The sequence below is a fragment of the Massilia sp. Mn16-1_5 genome (genome assembly GCF_004798585.1).
In the GTDB taxonomy this organism is placed as follows: Bacteria; Pseudomonadota; Gammaproteobacteria; order Burkholderiales; family Burkholderiaceae_D; genus Telluria.
In genome coordinates, this window is sequence record NZ_PPXQ01000001.1 from 109,282 (window position 1) to 125,632 (window position 16,351).

Below are 16,351 nucleotides of genomic sequence, written 5' to 3' on the forward strand. Positions count from 1 at the left end.
CCCATGACTGAATCGACCAGGCCGCTACCGCCGCTGATTCCCTTGTCGCACGGCGGCTGGGAGGTCAATTCGTTCATGTCCTCCTCGGAGTACACGATTCGGGGCATGGGCTTGAAGCCGTCGAATCATGTGATTCCGGTGATCGTGGTGCCGGGGATTATGGGGACGAATTTGCGGGCGAAGATGCATCCGCGACCCATGCGGATTAACGAGATAAATGGAAAGGCCAATCCTGGAGAAGTGGTATGGCGTCCGCCTAATGGAATGAAGGAGGGCTTGAAAGCTAAAGCGAAATGGAGCGAGGTTTCGCCGTCAGACCGCCAGCAGTTGTTCGATGGTTCGACTCTGGAAGTGGACGACGGTGGCTCCATCGTATTACTCGATGCTGTCGAGGGGTATGAGTTGGACGAGCAAATCCTGCGCAAGCAAGGATGGGGCGAAGTCCATGCCGACTCGTACGGCCTCTTACTGCATACCTTGCAAACTCGCCTGAACCAGACTTTCGGCTTCGACGAAATCAAGAAGGAGCGCTACCTGCTACAGCACTGGAAGGACGTGATGGCCTGCGAACCAAGCAAGTGGGGCGTGCGCGAGTTCGAGCCGCTGACGGAAAAACACCTTTCCAAACACGCCAAGCGCTATTTCCCGGTCTACGCCGTCGGCTATAACTGGCTTGAGGATTGCGCCACCTCGTCGGAGCGGTTGGAAAGCCGGATTAACGAGATCATCGCTTTCTGGCAAAGCGCGAAACGGCATTGTGAACAGGTCATCCTCGTCACGCATTCAATGGGTGGGCTGGTTGCACGCGCGTGCGCCAAACGCATTCCCCACAAGATCGCCGGCGTAATTCATGGCGTCATGCCCGCTTTTGGGGCGCCGGCGGCGTACCGACGCATGGCCTGCGGCACCGAGAGCTCGAGTCCTTACAACGGCCCGCTCGATAATATTGCGGCCGCCGCGCTGGCAAAAATTCTGGGCGAAACGACCGAAAAGACGACGCCCGTGTTAGCGACTTCGCCTGGCGCGCTCGAACTGCTGCCGAATCATCTCTATCCCGGCCCTTGGCTGCACGTCCGCGTCACGACGTCCGTTGGCAAACCGGAGCCTGTGAACGGCGCAAGCAAAGTTGACTCGGCGGGCAATAACCCTGCGTCCAGCGACTGTCTGCATTTTCCTGGACCAACATCGCCAAATCCCTACGACATCTACCGGGATATGAGTCCTTGGTATCGTTTGATCAACCCGGCCTTGGCGGACCCTGCGGGGAAATACAAAGAAACAGAAAAGGGGGTGGAGAAGGCCATTATCGCGGCGGTTAACACTGCCGAGACATTCCACCGGTCGCTGGGCGATTATTATCATCCAAACACATATGCATTTTACGGCAACGACCAGCACAAACGCTCATATGGCCAGCTGCGCTGGGTCGCGAGGCAACAAGCCGGGGCGGCAACCGTCGTCACTCCGGCGAACGTCAATGCCGCACGTTTTGTCGGTCACACTACGCTAGGCCAGCGCCGCGTGCGCGTGGAAGGAAAGACCGAGCTGCTGTTCGCACTGGAGGAGCAGGACGCACGTGGCGACGGCACGGTTCCTTATCAGTCGGGCACGGGACCGAGCGGGAAGGCGAAGCAGGTGTTCGCGACGCAGGGTTACGACCATCAGGGCTCGTACAAGCATCCCGATATGTTGTTGCTGACGCTGCGGCTGGTCGTGAAGATCGTGCAGGAGACGACGTGAAGCGTTGGCTCCGAAACGGGCTGGCAAGACTGCTGGCCGGCGTGCTTATCGCTGGAATGACGGGAGCCTGGGCCATCGGCGAGGTTCGCGAGAAGCGTGCAGCGGCACAACGAGACAAGGACGAGGTAGCGCGAATGACCCAGAAAATGAAGACGGTATGCATTGGCAGGTTCCTGATTGATCTACCAGAGGAAACTAGGCTGGAGCTGGCCAAACCGCGGATTCATGGCTTCGATATTTCGTCGCTCGACGAGCCGGAGGCCGATTTTCAGGCCCGCCTTGCCCTGCGCGAGGCGCGTTTGCGGGCAACGCCCGACCGCCTCGGCGGGAACAAGAACGTCGAATCGGTCAGGGAGGTGAAGACCGAGAACGGCGTCATCGGCAAGATTTTCGTTCACAGCCGGACGGTAATGGAAGGAACAAGAATGAGGGGGCTGGAACAGGAACGCTACCGCTTTGAAGGTGTCGCGATCGAAGCCCTGGTGCATGGCCAGGGTCTGAGTTTTGATCTATCGGCACCCGATTACGACCCTGCAAAGATTGAAAATCTGTCCAAACTGGTCGCCAAGCTGGTGCCGAACCCGACTAACGAAGCGCCGAAAGAACCGGGCTTCTGTATCGACCGCGCTTGGTTTCGTGATCCGCTCACCGCCGACCAAGGCGAACAAATCATGATGCACGCCCAGTTGCCAAGCCATCCTGATATCCGGTTCTTGACCATTCTGGCTGCCGGAAACAAACCCGCGAGTCAAAGCCTGCTCGAAAGGAGCGCAGCTACGGAGGCCGGCTTGGCTCCAGACGAAAAGAAGCGAATTTCACGCCTGCGGGCAGATCGACGGAGAATCGGCGGAGTTGTCGGAGATGAGCTAGTCAGACGATTCGTTGAGCAGAATGATTCTATTGGTTACAGTTTTTGGTGGGAGGTCGATGGCACGGAGGACAACGTGTTCATTCCACATGTGCTCTTTCAGATGGACTCTGGCGAGAGCGATCATGGGCCAGTTCCCTCTTCATTGTCGCAGGACGCAGTCATGGCCCTTTGGGACAAGATCTCATCCAGCATCCGATTGCGTCCCACGCAAGAACGCAAGCCTGTTGCAGCAGAGCCGCCGCCAACCCCGCTCGGCACTTACGCACTTGCTGGCGACCGCTGCCCTGAAAGCGGCTGGTGGCTGTGCGGCGACGGCGGCAACGGCATCGGCGTGCTCGGTGGGCAGCGCCAGTACATCAAGGAAGGCGACCGCATGCCGCGGGCCTTGCTGCTTCCACCGCAAACAATGTGGGAAAAACTCAGGGGCGTTCAGCCGAGCTTCGAGTCGACGGCTCAAACTTCTTGGAAGCTGGTCGACAAACGCAATCGCAAGCGCGTGCCCTCATCGCTGCCACTGGCGCAGGCGACACCCGTAGCGGCGGCTGGCGTGAGCGGTTCCAGTGCCGGGCCGCGGGTCATGGAAGAGCAGGGCGTACCGGTCGGCAGTTTCGCCGCCACCGGCGTGCCCTGTCCGGCCAGCGGCTGGTGGCGTTGCGAGGACCCTCGCGCACTGGATAGCACGCGCTGGTTTGCACAGGGTAGCTTGCTGCCTTCGGCAACGTTCGCGATACCGCCTGGGGCCTTCGGCCGCTCGGCGCATGGGGCGCAGTCGATCGAGCGCCGCGGTGCATGGCGCCTGATGCGCTTGGCCGATGCGCCGATACAGGCGAGTCGCGGTGATGGGGATCCGGCATGAAGCGCGCAGCCTGGAGCCGGCTCGCGAAACTGATCATCGCCATCGTTTTGGCCGTCGCAGCGGGAACCTGGGCCGTGGGGCAACTACGGGAAAGCGAAGTGGCGCGGATGTTTGTACATGATCGCCAAGTGACGCAAGGAACTGCCGCGAACGGTATGGAGCTGGAGCATTACGATTTCGAGAACGTCGCCGTCGAAGCCATGGTGCATTCCGGCGGCACCAGCGCGGACATCAGCGCCGGGAAATATGATCCCGACCACATCGACCGTCTTATCCGACTGGCCGCACAGCTCGTTCCCAATCCAGCGAACATGGTTCCCTTGGAGTCAGGATTTTGTCTTGATGGAACGTACGTTCTCGATCCCCTCGACGCCAGCCAGCGCGAACGGATCATGATGTTTGCACGGCTGCCGAGTCATCCTGATATTGAATTCAGCCTGATCCTGTTGGCAGGAACGAAGCCTGACGAAAAAGGACTCTTGATACGCAATGCCGAATCCAATGCTCGACTATCAGTACTTGAAAGCTTACGTGTATCCCAATTGCGGGCAGCGCATAGGACGATCAGTGGACTCCGCGGCGAAGAGGTACTCGAACGTTTCGCCGAGGGCGATAGCGTAAATGTCTATAGCTTTTGGTGGGAGTTTGGTGGAAGCTCCGACGACGTCGGGCGTCCCCATCTGTCGTTTACGATGGACACAGGAAAGGGCGTGCGAGGCCCTGTTCCTTCATCGTTGTCGCAGGAAGCGGCCCTGGCGCTATGGGATAAGATTTCCTCCAGCATCCGTTTTCACCACGCCTCTCCTGCACCGGTCGCCCGCCCGGCAGCACCCGCTCGTCCGACCATCTGACGGCCCCGCCCCCTGCAAGCGCGCCCATGCGCTCCACCATCCTCGGCGTCGCCGCCGGCGCGGCCTTCCTGCAGACACGCGCAACGCTCCCTGAGGCGTGGCAGATCGCCGCCTGCCTCGCAGCGTCGATCGCCTGCCTGATCGCATTGCGCGGCATGGTCCGCGCAGCAATTGCCGGCGCCCTGGCCGGCTTCGCCTGGGCCGCCTTCCTCGCCCATCTGGCCCTCGCTCCCCAGCTTGAAAAGTCCGACGAAGGCCGCGACATCGACATCGTCGGCACCGTCGCCAAACTCCCGCACGACTTCGGCCAGGGCACGCGCTTCCAGTTCGAAGTCGAGCAGGTCCTGACGCCGCAAACGGAGATACCTCCCATGCTCGCCCTGTCCTGGTACCGCGCCGAGGACGAGCGCCTGCAGTTGCGTCCGGGCGAGCGCTGGCGCCTGACGGTGCGCCTGCAGCGGCCGCACGGCAACGCCAATCCGCACGGCTTCGACTACGAGGCCTGGCTGCTGGGGCAGGGCATCCGCGCCACCGGCTACGTGCGCGCCGCGCCCGGAAACGGCAGGCTCAATGCGTTCGTGGCGACACCCGGCAATGTGGTCGAGCGCTGCCGCGACCTGCTGCGCGCGCGTATCCTCGCCGCGCTCGACGGAAAGCCCTACGCCGGCGTGATCGTGGCGCTCGTCGTCGGCGACCAGCGCGGCATCGAACAGCCGGACTGGGACGTCTTCAACCGCACCGGCGTCAGCCACCTGGTCGCGATCTCCGGGCTGCACATCACGATGGTCGCGGGGATGGCCGCGCTTGCGATGTCGCAGCTGTGGCGCCGTTCCTTCTTCACGCGGGCGCAACTGCCGTTGCTGCTGCCGGCGCAGAAAGTGGCGGCCATCGCGGGTGCCGCGGCGGCGCTGCTGTATGTGCTGCTGGCCGGCTTCGGGGTGCCGGCCCAACGCACGCTCTATATGCTGGCGGTCGTCGCCGCGGCCTTGTGGTTGGGGCGCCTGGCCAGCGTGTCGCACATCCTGTGCCTGGCGCTCGGGCTGGTGGTGCTGCTCGATCCCTGGGCCGTGCTGTGGCCCGGCTTCTGGCTTTCCTTCGGCGCTGTCGGCGTGATCCTGTATGCAGGCGTCGGCAGGATGCAGGTTGCCGAAGGCTGGCGCGGCAGCCTGCGGCTGGCGGCGGGCACCCAGTATGCGGTCACGCTCGGGCTGGTGCCCCTGACCCTGCTGCTGTTCTCGCAAGTGTCGCTGGTCGGCCCGCTCGCCAATGCGCTGGCGATTCCCGTGGTGAGTTTCGTCGTGACGCCGCTGGCGCTGGCCGGAAGCCTGCTGCCGGCGCCGCTGGCGGGTCCGATCCTGCTTGCTGCGCACGCCGTGCTCGCGTTGCTGGCCTGGGCGCTGGACTGGCTGGCGGGCCTGCCGCTCGCCGTCTGGAGCGCGCCGGCGCCGCCGCCCTGGCTGTTCGTGCTGGCCCTGCTCGGCACCGCCTGGATGCTGGCGCCGCGCGGCTGGCCGCATCGCTGGGCCGGGGCCGCGGCCTGGCTGCCGCTGTTCCTGCTGCAGCCCTCGCATCCGGCGCCGGGCAGCTTCAGCGTCACCGCCTTCGACGTCGGGCAAGGCATGGCGCTGCTGGTCGAAACGCGCGGGCACCGGCTGCTCTACGACACCGGTCCGCAGTATGCGCCGGGCCAGGACGCCGGCAGCCGCGTGCTGCTGCCCTACCTGCGCGCGCGCGGCATCCGGCGCCTGGACAGCCTGGTCGTCTCGCACAGCGACGTCGATCACGCCGGCGGCGCCCTGACCCTGCTCGACGCGCTGCCGGTCGACACCGTGAGCAGCTCCCTCGGCCCGGGCCACCGCATCGTCCAGGCCGCGCGCCGCCACGCGCGCTGCGTCGCCGGCCAGCGGTGGGAGTGGGATGGCGTGGTCTTCGAGATGCTGCAACCCGCGCCCGCGAGCTACCAGGACAGCGACCTGAAGGCGAATGCGCGCAGCTGCACGCTGCGGATCGCGGCCCAGGGCAGGGCGGTGCTGCTGGCGGGCGATATCGAGGCGGCGCAGGAAGCGGCGCTGGTCAGCGGCAGCCCCGAGAAACTGCGTGCCGACGTGCTGCTGGCTCCGCACCACGGCAGCGGCACCTCGTCCAGCCCTGCCTTCCTGGCGGCGGTGCAGCCGGCGATCGGCGTGTTCCAGGTCGGTTACCGGAATCGCTACCGCCATCCGAAGAAAGAAATATTCGAGCGCTATGGCGAACTGCAAATCCGGCGCCTGCGCACCGACGACGCCGGCGCCATCACCTTCGAGTTCGGGCCGGACCTGGTCACAAGCGAATACCGCCGCGCGCACGCCCGCTACTGGTTCGAGCCCTAGGCCGAGCGTGGAAGCGTAATGCTCACCTGGAATCCGCCGCCCTCGCGATTCTGCGCGCGGATCGCGCCGCCATGCGCATGCACGACCCGCTCGGCGATCGCCAGCCCCAGGCCGTGGCCGTCGACATTGTTCTTGGTCGGATTCGAGCGGAAGAAGGGCTGGAAAATGGTCGGCAGGTCGTCCGGCGCGATGCCGGGGCCGCGGTCGAGCACGTCGAGGTGGACCAGGCCGGCGTCGGCGTGCAGCCGCAGCTCGACGCTGCCGCCGGCGCCGCCGTGCTTCACCGCGTTGCGTACGACGTTCTCGATCGCGCTCCACAGCAGGTCGGGCGCGCCCGCTACCTGAGGCTCGCCATCGATCTGCACGTCGACGGCCGGGCCGTCGGGGCCCGCCTCGAAGCGGGCGTCGGAAGCGATGCTGTCGACCAGCTCGGCCATGTCGAGCGTCTCGTGCTTCGGCAGATCCGGGTTGGCTTCCAGGCGCGACAGGGTCAGCAGTTCGCCGACCAGCTTGTCCATGCGCACGCTCTCGCGCTCGATGCGCTCCAGCGAGGCCGCCATCTTCTCGGGCTGCTGGTGCGCCAGGCCGATGGCGGCTTGCAGGCGCGCCAGCGGCGAGCGCAGTTCGTGCGAGACGTCGTGCAGCAGGCGGCGCTGGCCATCCATCAGGGCGCGCAGGCGCGCGCTCATGCGGTCGAAGTCGCGTCCCAGGTCGTTCAGTTCGTCGCCGCCGCTCGGGCTGGTGGCGAAGCGCGGCGCCAGGTCGCCCGCCGCTGCGGCCTCGAAGGCGGTGCGCAGCGCGCGGATCGGGCGCGAGAAATACCAGGCCAGCAGGAAAGCGAACAGCAGGCTGACGATGATGCTGGCCAGCAGCGGGATCGGCTTGCTGAAGGGCCAGCCGGGCCCGAAGGGGCCGCGTGGTCCTTCGCCGCGTCCGAAATCGGGACCGCGGGGGCCTGCGTGCGGGTCGCCAGGAGCGGCGGCGGGCGGCTGTCCCGGTGTGCCCGTCGGCGGCGCACCCGCGCGCAGCTGGCGCGGCACGAAGGCGAGCAGGCGGCGTCCATCCGGCGCCACCAGTTCGCGCACCGGCTGGAACGGGCGCTCGACGCCCAGTTCGCGCCGCGCCTGCGCCAGCGTGCCGGCGGCGACCTCGCGCCCGAGCAGCTCGCGCCCGCTGGCGTCGACGATGTAGACGGTGTGGCGGCTGCCCGGCCGGACGATCTCGCGCAGGGCCGGCAGGCCGCCGTATTTCAGGGCGATGGCGCTCGAATCGAGCATGAAGGCGGCCGGCGGGCCGGTTTCGATGCTGGTGACGCTGTTCGACAGGCGCGCCTGTTCGCGCAGCCAGAAGTAACTGCCGACGCCGACCGCCGCCGCCACCTGGGCCAGCAGGATGGAGAGGAAAAACTTCCAGAACAGCCGACCGGCCGGACGGCCCATCTTGTGCGCCATGGTCACACGCGGATCAGCTGGTAGCCGAGACGATAGACGGTCTGCAGCGGCGAGCGGCCGTCGTCGAGCAGGCCGAGCTTGTGGCGCAGGCTGGACAGGTGCACGTCGATGTTGCGGTCGAAGCGCGCCAGCGGGCGGCCGAGGCCCTGTTCGGACAGCTCGTTCTTGCTGACCGGGCGCCCGGCATGGCGCGCCAGCACTTCGAGCAGGTTGAATTCGGTGCTGGTCAATTCCAGGTTGGCGCCGTCCCAGGTGGCGCGGCGCTGCTCGGGCAGCATGGTCAGTTTGCCGACCGTGAGCACCACGCCGCCGCCGTTGGCGCCCGGCTGGGCGTCGTGGGTGCGGCGCAGGATGGCGCGCACGCGCGCGGTCAGTTCGCGCGGCGTGCAGGGCTTGGTGACGTAGTCGTCGGCGCCCAGCTCGAGGCCGAGGATGCGGTCGGCGTCGTCGCCGCGGCCGGTCAGCATCAGCACCGGGATTTTGCTGGCGGCGCGGATGCGGCGCAGGGTCTCGATGCCGTTCAGGGCCGGCATCATCACGTCCAGGATGACGATGGCGTAACGTCCGCTCAGGGCTTCGCGCGCGCCCGTCACGCCGTCGTGGGCGCAGGCCACCGTGAAGCCTTCGCCTTCCAGGTACTCGGTAAACATGGCGACAAGTTCGGTATCGTCGTCGATCAGCAGCACATTATTCATCCGCCGATGATAGCAAAGCCCCACGCGCGCGGGCGCGAACGCCGCGCGCATTTACCCATCTTTACAAGGCGGAGGCCGGAGGGGACTTACGCGGTTTTACATCGCATTGACAGCGCTTTACACGTCCCGGTTGAAGAATAGGGCCTTTCGCACACTGCAGAGGAACCAGAATGCATCCATCCCGTTTCACCGCCGCTCTCCTGATCGCCGCGGCCTGCGCTTGCGCGCCGGCCGCCTTTGCCGAACCGCAGCCACCTGCGCCGCCAGGCGAAGACATGGCCGTACCGGGTTCCGACGGAGAGCGGGGACCAGACACCGGACCGGGCCCGGGCGATCGCCGCGGCCCGGGCGGTCTTCATCACGGCCGGGGCCCCGGCCCGGGCTTGCCTTTCCTGCGCGGGATAGCCCTGAGCGACGCCCAGCAGGACCGCCTGTTCGCCATCCTGCACGCCGAAGCGCCGCAGCTGCGCGAACAGGACAAGATCGAGCGCAAGGCGCACGAAGCGCTGCGTTCCATGTTCGAAGCGGGCGACTTCAGCGAAGCGAAAGCCGCGGCCCACACCAGGGCACTTGGCCAGGCCATCGCCGCGCGCGAACTGCTGCGCGTGCGCACGGCCGGCCAGGTGATGGCGCTGTTGACGCCGGAGCAACGCGCCCGGCTGAAGCAGGAACGCGAAGCGCGCCAATAAGCCGGGAGGAATCATGAGCACTCATCACCACGACGGCGACCTGCAGGCCGACCTCGACAAGCTGTTGAATGCGGCCGCCAGCCGGCGCCGGAGCCTGCGCTGGCTGTTCGCCGGCGCCGCCGCAGTGCCGCTCTACGGCTGCGGCGGCGCGACCGGCGACACGGGCAGCAGCACCAGCAGCACGTCCACCACCACGCCGGCCACGATGACAACGACAACGACCGCGGCGACCTCGTGCTCCGTCATCCCCGAGGAAACCGGCGGCCCGTACCCGGCCGACGGCACCAACGCCAGCAACGGCAAGGTCGCCAACGCCCTGGTCCTGTCGGGCATCGTGCGCAAGGATATCCGCTGGAGCGTGGCCGGCGCCTCGGGTGTGGCCATGGGCGTGCCCCTGACGATCCGCCTGAAGCTCGTGAACGTGGCCGCCGGCTGCGCCCTAGCCAGCGGCGCCACCGTCTACCTCTGGCACTGCGACCGCGACGGCAACTACTCGATGTATTCGAGTGCGATTCAAGGCGAGAACTACCTGCGCGGCGTGCAGGAAGCCGATGCCGACGGCATCGTCACCTTCACGACCATCTTCCCCGGCTGCTACGACGGCCGCATGCCGCATGTGCATTTCGAGGTCTATCCGACGCTGGCGAAAGCGACCAGCGCCGCCAACCGCGTGAAGACCTCGCAGTTCACCTTCCCGATGGCGACCCTGAACGAGGCCTACACCGCCACCGGCTACAGCGCCAGCGTCGCCAACCTGTCGCGCATCAGCTATGCCAGCGACAACGTCTTCGGCGACGGTACGTCGCTGCAGATGGCGAGCATGAGCGGCGACATCGTGAACGGGTACGTGGCCGACCTGACAGTAGGTGTTTCCCTCTAAAGGAGGCTTGCGCGCGGGGCAGGATGTTTTCCCTGACATTACAATCGAAGCTCCTTCGACTGTCCGCGCGCCTGTATGACCAAGCCCCTGCTGCATTTCTGTCACGGTAACAGCTTCCCGTCCGGTACCTACCGCCAGCTGCTCGACGGCCTGCGCGTCCATTACGAGGTGCACCAGACCGACATGGTGGGCCACGATCCGCGCTATCCGGTCGACGACAACTGGAGCAAGCTGGTCGACGAGCTGATCGAGCAGGTGCAAGCGCACGGCCGTCCCGCCATCCTGGTCGGCCACTCGCTGGGCGGCATGCTGAGCGCGATGGCGGCCGCGCGCCGTCCCGAGCTGGTGCGCTGCGTGGTGATGCTCGATTCGCCGGTGGTGGCGGGCTGGCGCGCGCTGGCCTGGCGCTTCGTGAAATGGATCGGCAAGGGCGGACGCTTTTCGCCGGGGCGTTTTTCGGAGCGTCGCCGCAACGTCTGGCCGAACCGCCAGGCCGCCTTCGACCATTTTATGTCGAAGGATATCTTCGCCGCCTGGGCGCCGGGCGTGCTGGATGACTATCTCGAGGTCGGCCTGAAGCCACACCCGGAAGGGGTCCAGCTGCGTTTCGACCGCGGCGTCGAGACCGCCATCTACAATTCGCTGCCGCACCACCTCGGCGAGCTGCTCGGGCGCCGCTACCCGGTGCCGGTCGGCTTCATCGGCGCGACCCGTTCCGAAGAACTGCGCCAGGCCGGGCTGTCTTCCACGCGCAAGCTGGTCGGCGAGAACTTCGTGATGACCGAAGGTTCCCATCTGTACCCGATGGAGCACCCCGCCCGCGCCGCGCAACTGACCCACGAGATGATCGTGCGCCTGCTGGGCGCCAACCTGACGCGGCATGAAAAGCTGACGCAGCGGCAAGCCTGAGGGCGACCGGATGCCGCTTTTCGCGTAAAATCGCGGAATTATAAGCAATCCTGAAAGTGTTCAAAGATGGCAATCAAGAGCGACAAATGGATCCGCCGCATGGCGGAAGAACACGGCATGATCGAGCCCTTCGCGCCTGGCCAGGTGCGTGAGGAAGAGGGCCGCCGCATCATCTCCTGGGGTACCTCGTCCTACGGCTACGACATCCGCTGCGCCGACGAATTCAAGGTCTTCACCAACATCAACAGCACGATCGTCGATCCGAAGAACTTCGATTCGAACTCGTTTGTCGACGTGAAGAGCGACGTCTGCATCATCCCGCCGAATTCGTTCGCGCTGGCCCGCACCATCGAATACTTCCGCATTCCGCGCAACGTGCTGACCGTTTGCCTCGGCAAGTCGACCTATGCGCGCTGCGGCATCATCGTCAACGTCACGCCCTTCGAGCCGGAATGGGAAGGCTACGTGACGCTGGAGTTCTCGAACACGACGCCGCTGCCGGCCAAGATCTATGCGGGCGAAGGCTGCGCCCAGGTGCTGTTCTTCGAATCCGACGAAGTCTGCGAGACCTCGTACAAGGACCGCGGCGGCAAGTACCAGGGCCAGCACGGCGTGACGCTGCCGAAAACCTGATACGGTTTATCGAAGCAGGTCTGTAGAAACGTATCATTTCCAGCGGAGGCCATCGTGGCTGATTGCTGCAGCGGCGGCTGTTCTCCCGATAAGCCGCCGGTCGATCCGCGCTACCGGCGCGTGCTCTGGATCGCGCTGTTTGTGAACGCGCTGATGTTCGGCGTCGAGCTGGCCGGCGGCTGGGCCGCCGGTTCCGTCTCGCTGCTGGCCGACGCCGTCGACTTCTTCGGCGACGCGGCCAACTACGGCATTTCCCTCTTCGTGCTTGGACTGGCGCCGGTCTGGCGCTCGCGCACGGCGCTGGTGAAGGGCGCGACCATGGGCGCCTACGGCGTCTTCGTGATCGGCTCGGCCCTCACGCACCTGGCCAGCGGCACCGTGCCGGCGGCCCAGACCATGGGCGTGATCGGCATCGCGGCCCTGCTGGCCAACGGCCTGGTGGCGGCGCTGCTATTCGCCTTCCGCAACGGCGACGCCAACATGCGCTCGGTCTGGCTCTGTACGCGTAACGACATGATCGGCAATCTCGCCGTGCTGCTGGCCGCGCTGGGCGTGTGGCAGGCCGGGAGCGGCTTGCCGGACCTGTTCGTGGCCAGCGTGATGGGCGTACTCGGCCTGACGGCGGCGCGCAGCGTGATCGTGCATGCGCGGGCGGAGCTGAGCGCGGCGACCCCGGACGTGCCCGCGCCAGTCGTGGAGCTCAAGCGCCGCTGACCCTGCGAAGGGCGAAAAAAAAGAGGAGCCAGCGGCTCCTCTCTTCACATCAATACGCCGGGAATCAATCCTGCCGCACGCAATCCACGAAGTAATCGCGCTTGCCATCCACCTCGCGCTTGACGAGGCCGTGGACGTCGGTCTCGAAGCCCGGGAACTTCTCGTTGAAGTCGCGCGCGAAGCGCAGGTAGTCGACGATGGTCTTGTTGAAGCGCTCGCCCGGGATCAGCAGCGGAATGCCCGGCGGGTAAGGCGTCAGCAGGATGGCGGTGGTGCGGCCTTCCAGGTCTTCGATGGCGACGCGCTCGATGTCGCGGCGCGCCATCTTGGCAAACGCATCCGATGGTTTCATCGCCGGGACCATATCCGACAGGTACATCTCGGTCGTCAGGCGCGCCACGTCGTACTGCTTGTAGAAGGTGTGGATCTGGGTGCACAGGTCGCGCAGGCCGCGGTTCTCGTAGCGCGGGTTGGCCGAGGCGAACTGCGGCATCACCTGCCACATCGGCTTGTTGCGGTCGTAGTCGTCCTTGAACTGCTGCAGCGCCGTCACCAGCGTGTTCCAGCGGCCCTTGGTGATGCCGATCGTGAACATGATGAAGAAGGAGTACAGGCCGCACTTCTCGATGATGACGCCGTGCTCGGCCAGGTACTTGGTCACGATCGAGGCCGGGATGCCGGTCTCGCCGAACTGGCCGTCCAGCGACAGGCCCGGGGTCACGATGGTCGACTTGATCGGGTCGAGCATGTTGAAGCCTTCGGCCAGGTTGCCGAAGCCGTGCCAGTCGTCCTCGGCGCGGATCATCCAGTCTTCCTGGGTGCCGATGCCTTCTTCGCCTTCGACGTCCGGGCCCCAGACCTTGAACCACCAGTCTTCGCCGTATTCGGCGTCGACCTTCTTCATGGCGCGGCGGAAGTCCAGCGCTTCCAGGATCGATTCCTCGACCAGGGCCGTGCCGCCCGGCGCTTCCATCATGGCGGCAGCCACATCGCAGGACGCGATGATCGAGTACTGCGGCGAGGTCGAGGTGTGCATCAGGAAGGCTTCGTTGAAGGCGTCCTGGTCGAGCTTGACCGACTCCGATTCGCGCACCAGCACCTGCGAGGCCTGCGACAGGCCGGCCAGCAGTTTATGGGTCGACTGGGTCGAGAAGATCATCGACTGCTTGGCGCGCGGGCGGTCGCGGCCGATCGCGTGCATGTTCTTGTAGAAGTCGTGGAAGGTCGCGTGCGGCAGCCAGGCTTCGTCGAAGTGCAGGGTGTCGATGCGGCCATCCAGCATCTCGCGCAGGGTCTCGACGTTGTACACCACGCCGTCGTAGGTCGACTGGGTGATGGTCAGGATGCGCGGCTTCTTGTCCTTGGCTTCGCGCGCGAACGGGTTCGCCTCGATCTTGCGGGCGATCGATTCGGGCGTGAATTCTTCCAGCGGGATCGGGCCGATGATGCCGAGGTTGTTCCGGGTCGGCATCAGGAACACAGGGATCGCGCCGCACATGATGATCGAGTGCAGGATCGACTTGTGGCAGTTGCGGTCGACCACGACGATGTCGCCCGGGGCGACGGTCGAGTGCCAGACCATCTTGTTCGAGGTCGAGGTCCCGTTGGTGACGAAGTAGCAGTGGTCGGCGCTGTAGATGCGTGCGGCGTTGCGCTCGGATTTGGCGACCGGGCCGGTGTGATCCAGCAGCTGGCCCAGTTCCTCGACCGCGTTGCAGACGTCGGCGCGCAGCATGTTCTCGCCGAAGAACTGGTGGAACATCTGGCCGATCGGGCTTTTCAGGAAGGCGACGCCGCCCGAGTGGCCCGGGCAGTGCCAGGAGTAGGAGCCGTCGTAGGCGTAGTTGACCAACGCGCGGAAGAAGGGCGGCGCCAGCGAGTCGAGATAGGACTTGGCTTCGCGGATGATGTGGCGCGCGACGAATTCCGGGGTGTCTTCGAACATGTGGATGAAGCCGTGCAGCTCCTTCAGGATGTCGTTCGGGATGTGGCGGCTGGTGCGGGTCTCGCCGTAGATGTAGATCGGGATGTCCGAGTTCTTGTGGCGGATCTCCTTGACGAAGGCGCGCAGGCCCATCAGGGCCTGGTCGGTTTCCTCGACCGAGCCGCCGCCGAATTCCTCATCGTCGATCGACAGCACGAATGCCGAGGCGCGCGACTGCTGCTGGGCGAATTGCGACAGGTCGCCGTAGCTGGTCAGGCCCAGCACCTCCATGCCTTCCTTTTCCATGGCCGCGGCCAGGGCGCGAATGCCCAGGCCGGACGTGTTCTCGGAACGGAAATCCTCGTCAATGATGACGATGGGGAAACGAAATTTCATTGACAGCTCCAATGCGAAGCGCCGTGGGAGCAGTTCCGTCCGGGTTGGACGGCCTGCCACGCACGGCACCGAAAAATAAGAAGCGGATTTTCGCAGAAAATCCACTGCCCGGTGTACATTTTTTTATAAGGGTAACGGGATGCGCGCCTCGGCGGCGCACATCAGTGCCGGGACCGCCGGACTGGGCGGGCTAACTGCCCGGGCGCGGCTTGAAACGCCGGAACAGGACCAGCAGCAGCGCCGCGCCGCCGGCCGCCAGGAAAGGCCCGTAGAGCGCCGGCGTCGGCTCGGCGCGCAGGGCGGCGAAGATGCCCAGGGTCAGGCCGAAGGTCGCCACCGCGCAGGTCGCGGTCAGCAGCCAGGTGCGGCGCGCCAGCAGGGCGACGGCCGCCAGCGAGATCGCGATCTGCTGCACCACCGAGGCCAGCATCCACTGGCGGTGGCGGTGCAGGGCCTGATCCGATTTCGCGTTCCATTCCCTGGACGATGCCTCCCAGCGCTCGGCTTCCTTGCGGATCTCGTCCTTTTCCAGCCGGTAGCGCGCCACGTCGAGGCGGTAGCGCGCCTGGTCGACGCCGGGAATCGCGAGCGCCAGCTCGGCCAGGTTCTGCTTGTTCGACTTGGCCTGGTAGTGGCTCCAGGCGTTGGCCGAACTGGTCTTGTCGATCGCCGCATTGCTCTTGTAGAGCGAAGCCTCGTTCTGCATCCCGCTGCCGAGATAGCCGAACAGGGTGCCGATGGTCGCCAGCACGGCGATCAGGACCGCGACCTTGCCGGCGAAGCCGTCGCCGGCGCGGGGAGCCGGGGCGTTCACGCGCCGCTTCCCGCGCGTTCGTAGGTCACGAAGGCATAGTCGTAGCCCTGGGCCTCCGAATGGTGGGTCTCGCGTGCGGTCTCAATCCAGACGGCCGGGTCGATCGGTGGGAAGAAGGCGTCGCAATCGAAGGTGTGAGCGATTTCGGTAACGATCATGCGCTGCGCCAGGTGCATCGATTCGGCGAAGATCTGGCCGCCGCCGATAATGCTGGCATCCGAGTCACCCAGCAGCGCCAGCGCGCCTTCCAGCGAATGCGCGGTCTCGACACCCTCGTGGCGCCAGCCGGCATTGCGGGTGACGACGATGTTGCGCCGGCCCGGCAGCGGGCGGCCGATCGAGTCGAAGGTCTTGCGGCCCATGACGATGGGCTGGCCGAGCGTCACGCGCTTGAAGTGGGCCAGGTCTTCCGGCAGGTGCCAGGGCAGTCTATTGTCGATGCCGATGCCGCGCTGCGCGTCGATCGCCACGACCAGGGTCAGGCGGCGCATTGGCTATCTCCTTGGGCTTCCCCTGAATATTGGTGAAAGGCAGGGGCGGGCGCGTGCATGTCGGTAGT

Annotated in this window: 14 protein-coding genes; 9 read left to right on the top strand and 5 right to left on the bottom strand. The window is 65.6% G+C overall.

The genetic code is table 11. The features are described from left to right. The first annotated feature begins 3 nt into the window (after window positions 1-3). Genes C2862_RS00480 through C2862_RS00495 form a run of 4 tightly spaced genes read left to right on the top strand, consistent with a single transcriptional unit; the run spans window position 4 to window position 6,687 of the window. Window positions 4-1,740: a triacylglycerol lipase gene (locus C2862_RS00480; protein WP_136218155.1), complete on the top strand. Its 1,737-nt coding sequence runs from the start codon at window positions 4-6 to the stop codon at window positions 1,738-1,740. Further along, a complete protein-coding gene (locus C2862_RS00485) occupies window positions 1,737-3,467 on the top strand; it encodes a T6SS immunity protein Tli4 family protein (RefSeq protein ID WP_136218156.1) in 1,731 nt (576 codons plus the stop codon). Before C2862_RS00480 ends, C2862_RS00485 begins: the two co-directional genes overlap by 4 nt. After that, window positions 3,464-4,318 carry a T6SS immunity protein Tli4 family protein gene (locus C2862_RS00490; protein WP_136218157.1) on the top strand — a complete coding sequence of 285 codons (855 nt, stop codon included), beginning with the start codon at window positions 3,464-3,466 and terminating at the stop codon, window positions 4,316-4,318. The genes C2862_RS00485 and C2862_RS00490 overlap by 4 nt, the downstream gene beginning before the upstream one ends. Window positions 4,319-4,344: 26 nt before the next feature. Next, entirely contained in the window at window positions 4,345-6,687 is a 2,343-nt protein-coding gene (locus C2862_RS00495; RefSeq protein ID WP_136218158.1) for a DNA internalization-related competence protein ComEC/Rec2, read from the top strand. Here C2862_RS00495 and C2862_RS00500 read toward each other — a convergent pair. Beyond that, window positions 6,684-8,138 carry a cell wall metabolism sensor histidine kinase WalK gene (locus C2862_RS00500; RefSeq protein ID WP_229467227.1) on the bottom strand — a complete coding sequence of 485 codons (1,455 nt, stop codon included), beginning with the start codon at window positions 8,136-8,138 and terminating at the stop codon, window positions 6,684-6,686. The genes C2862_RS00495 and C2862_RS00500 overlap by 4 nt on opposite strands. 2 nt (window positions 8,139-8,140) lie before the next feature. Then, on the bottom strand, window positions 8,141-8,833 hold the full coding sequence (locus C2862_RS00505) for a response regulator transcription factor (protein ID WP_136218159.1): 693 nt from the start codon (window positions 8,831-8,833) through the stop codon (window positions 8,141-8,143). Between the two features lie 170 nt (window positions 8,834-9,003). Between C2862_RS00505 and C2862_RS00510 the strand changes: the two genes are divergently transcribed. The 5 genes from C2862_RS00510 (at window position 9,004) to C2862_RS00530 (ending at window position 12,658) form a co-directional block, all read left to right on the top strand. Then, complete coding sequence (locus C2862_RS00510) at window positions 9,004-9,522, top strand: Spy/CpxP family protein refolding chaperone (protein ID WP_229467228.1); 519 nt, start codon at window positions 9,004-9,006, stop codon at window positions 9,520-9,522. A 13-nt stretch (window positions 9,523-9,535) separates the two neighbouring features. Continuing rightward, a complete protein-coding gene (locus C2862_RS00515) occupies window positions 9,536-10,402 on the top strand; it encodes an intradiol ring-cleavage dioxygenase (protein ID WP_136218160.1) in 867 nt (288 codons plus the stop codon). A 75-nt stretch (window positions 10,403-10,477) separates the two neighbouring features. Next, on the top strand, window positions 10,478-11,311 hold the full coding sequence (locus C2862_RS00520) for an alpha/beta fold hydrolase (protein WP_136218161.1): 834 nt from the start codon (window positions 10,478-10,480) through the stop codon (window positions 11,309-11,311). Between the two features lie 66 nt (window positions 11,312-11,377). After that, window positions 11,378-11,944 carry a dCTP deaminase gene (dcd, locus tag C2862_RS00525; protein WP_136218162.1) on the top strand — a complete coding sequence of 189 codons (567 nt, stop codon included), beginning with the start codon at window positions 11,378-11,380 and terminating at the stop codon, window positions 11,942-11,944. A 51-nt stretch (window positions 11,945-11,995) separates the two neighbouring features. Next, window positions 11,996-12,658, top strand: coding sequence for a cation transporter (locus C2862_RS00530; protein WP_373888239.1), 663 nt, complete (start codon window positions 11,996-11,998; stop codon window positions 12,656-12,658). Window positions 12,659-12,722: 64 nt separating this feature from the next. Here the strand turns inward: C2862_RS00530 and C2862_RS00535 are convergent, their stop codons facing one another. The 3 genes from C2862_RS00535 to C2862_RS00545 all read right to left on the bottom strand — a co-directional run bounded on the left by C2862_RS00535 (window position 12,723) and on the right by C2862_RS00545 (window position 16,283). Further along, on the bottom strand, window positions 12,723-14,978 hold the full coding sequence (locus tag C2862_RS00535; RefSeq protein WP_136218164.1) for an arginine/lysine/ornithine decarboxylase: 2,256 nt from the start codon (window positions 14,976-14,978) through the stop codon (window positions 12,723-12,725). Between the two features lie 190 nt (window positions 14,979-15,168). Then, on the bottom strand, window positions 15,169-15,792 hold the full coding sequence (locus C2862_RS00540) for a DUF4337 domain-containing protein (RefSeq protein WP_136218165.1): 624 nt from the start codon (window positions 15,790-15,792) through the stop codon (window positions 15,169-15,171). Continuing rightward, window positions 15,789-16,283, bottom strand: coding sequence for a dihydrofolate reductase (locus C2862_RS00545; protein ID WP_136218166.1), 495 nt, complete (start codon window positions 16,281-16,283; stop codon window positions 15,789-15,791). The genes C2862_RS00540 and C2862_RS00545 overlap by 4 nt, the downstream gene beginning before the upstream one ends. Window positions 16,284-16,351 lie beyond the last annotated feature (68 nt).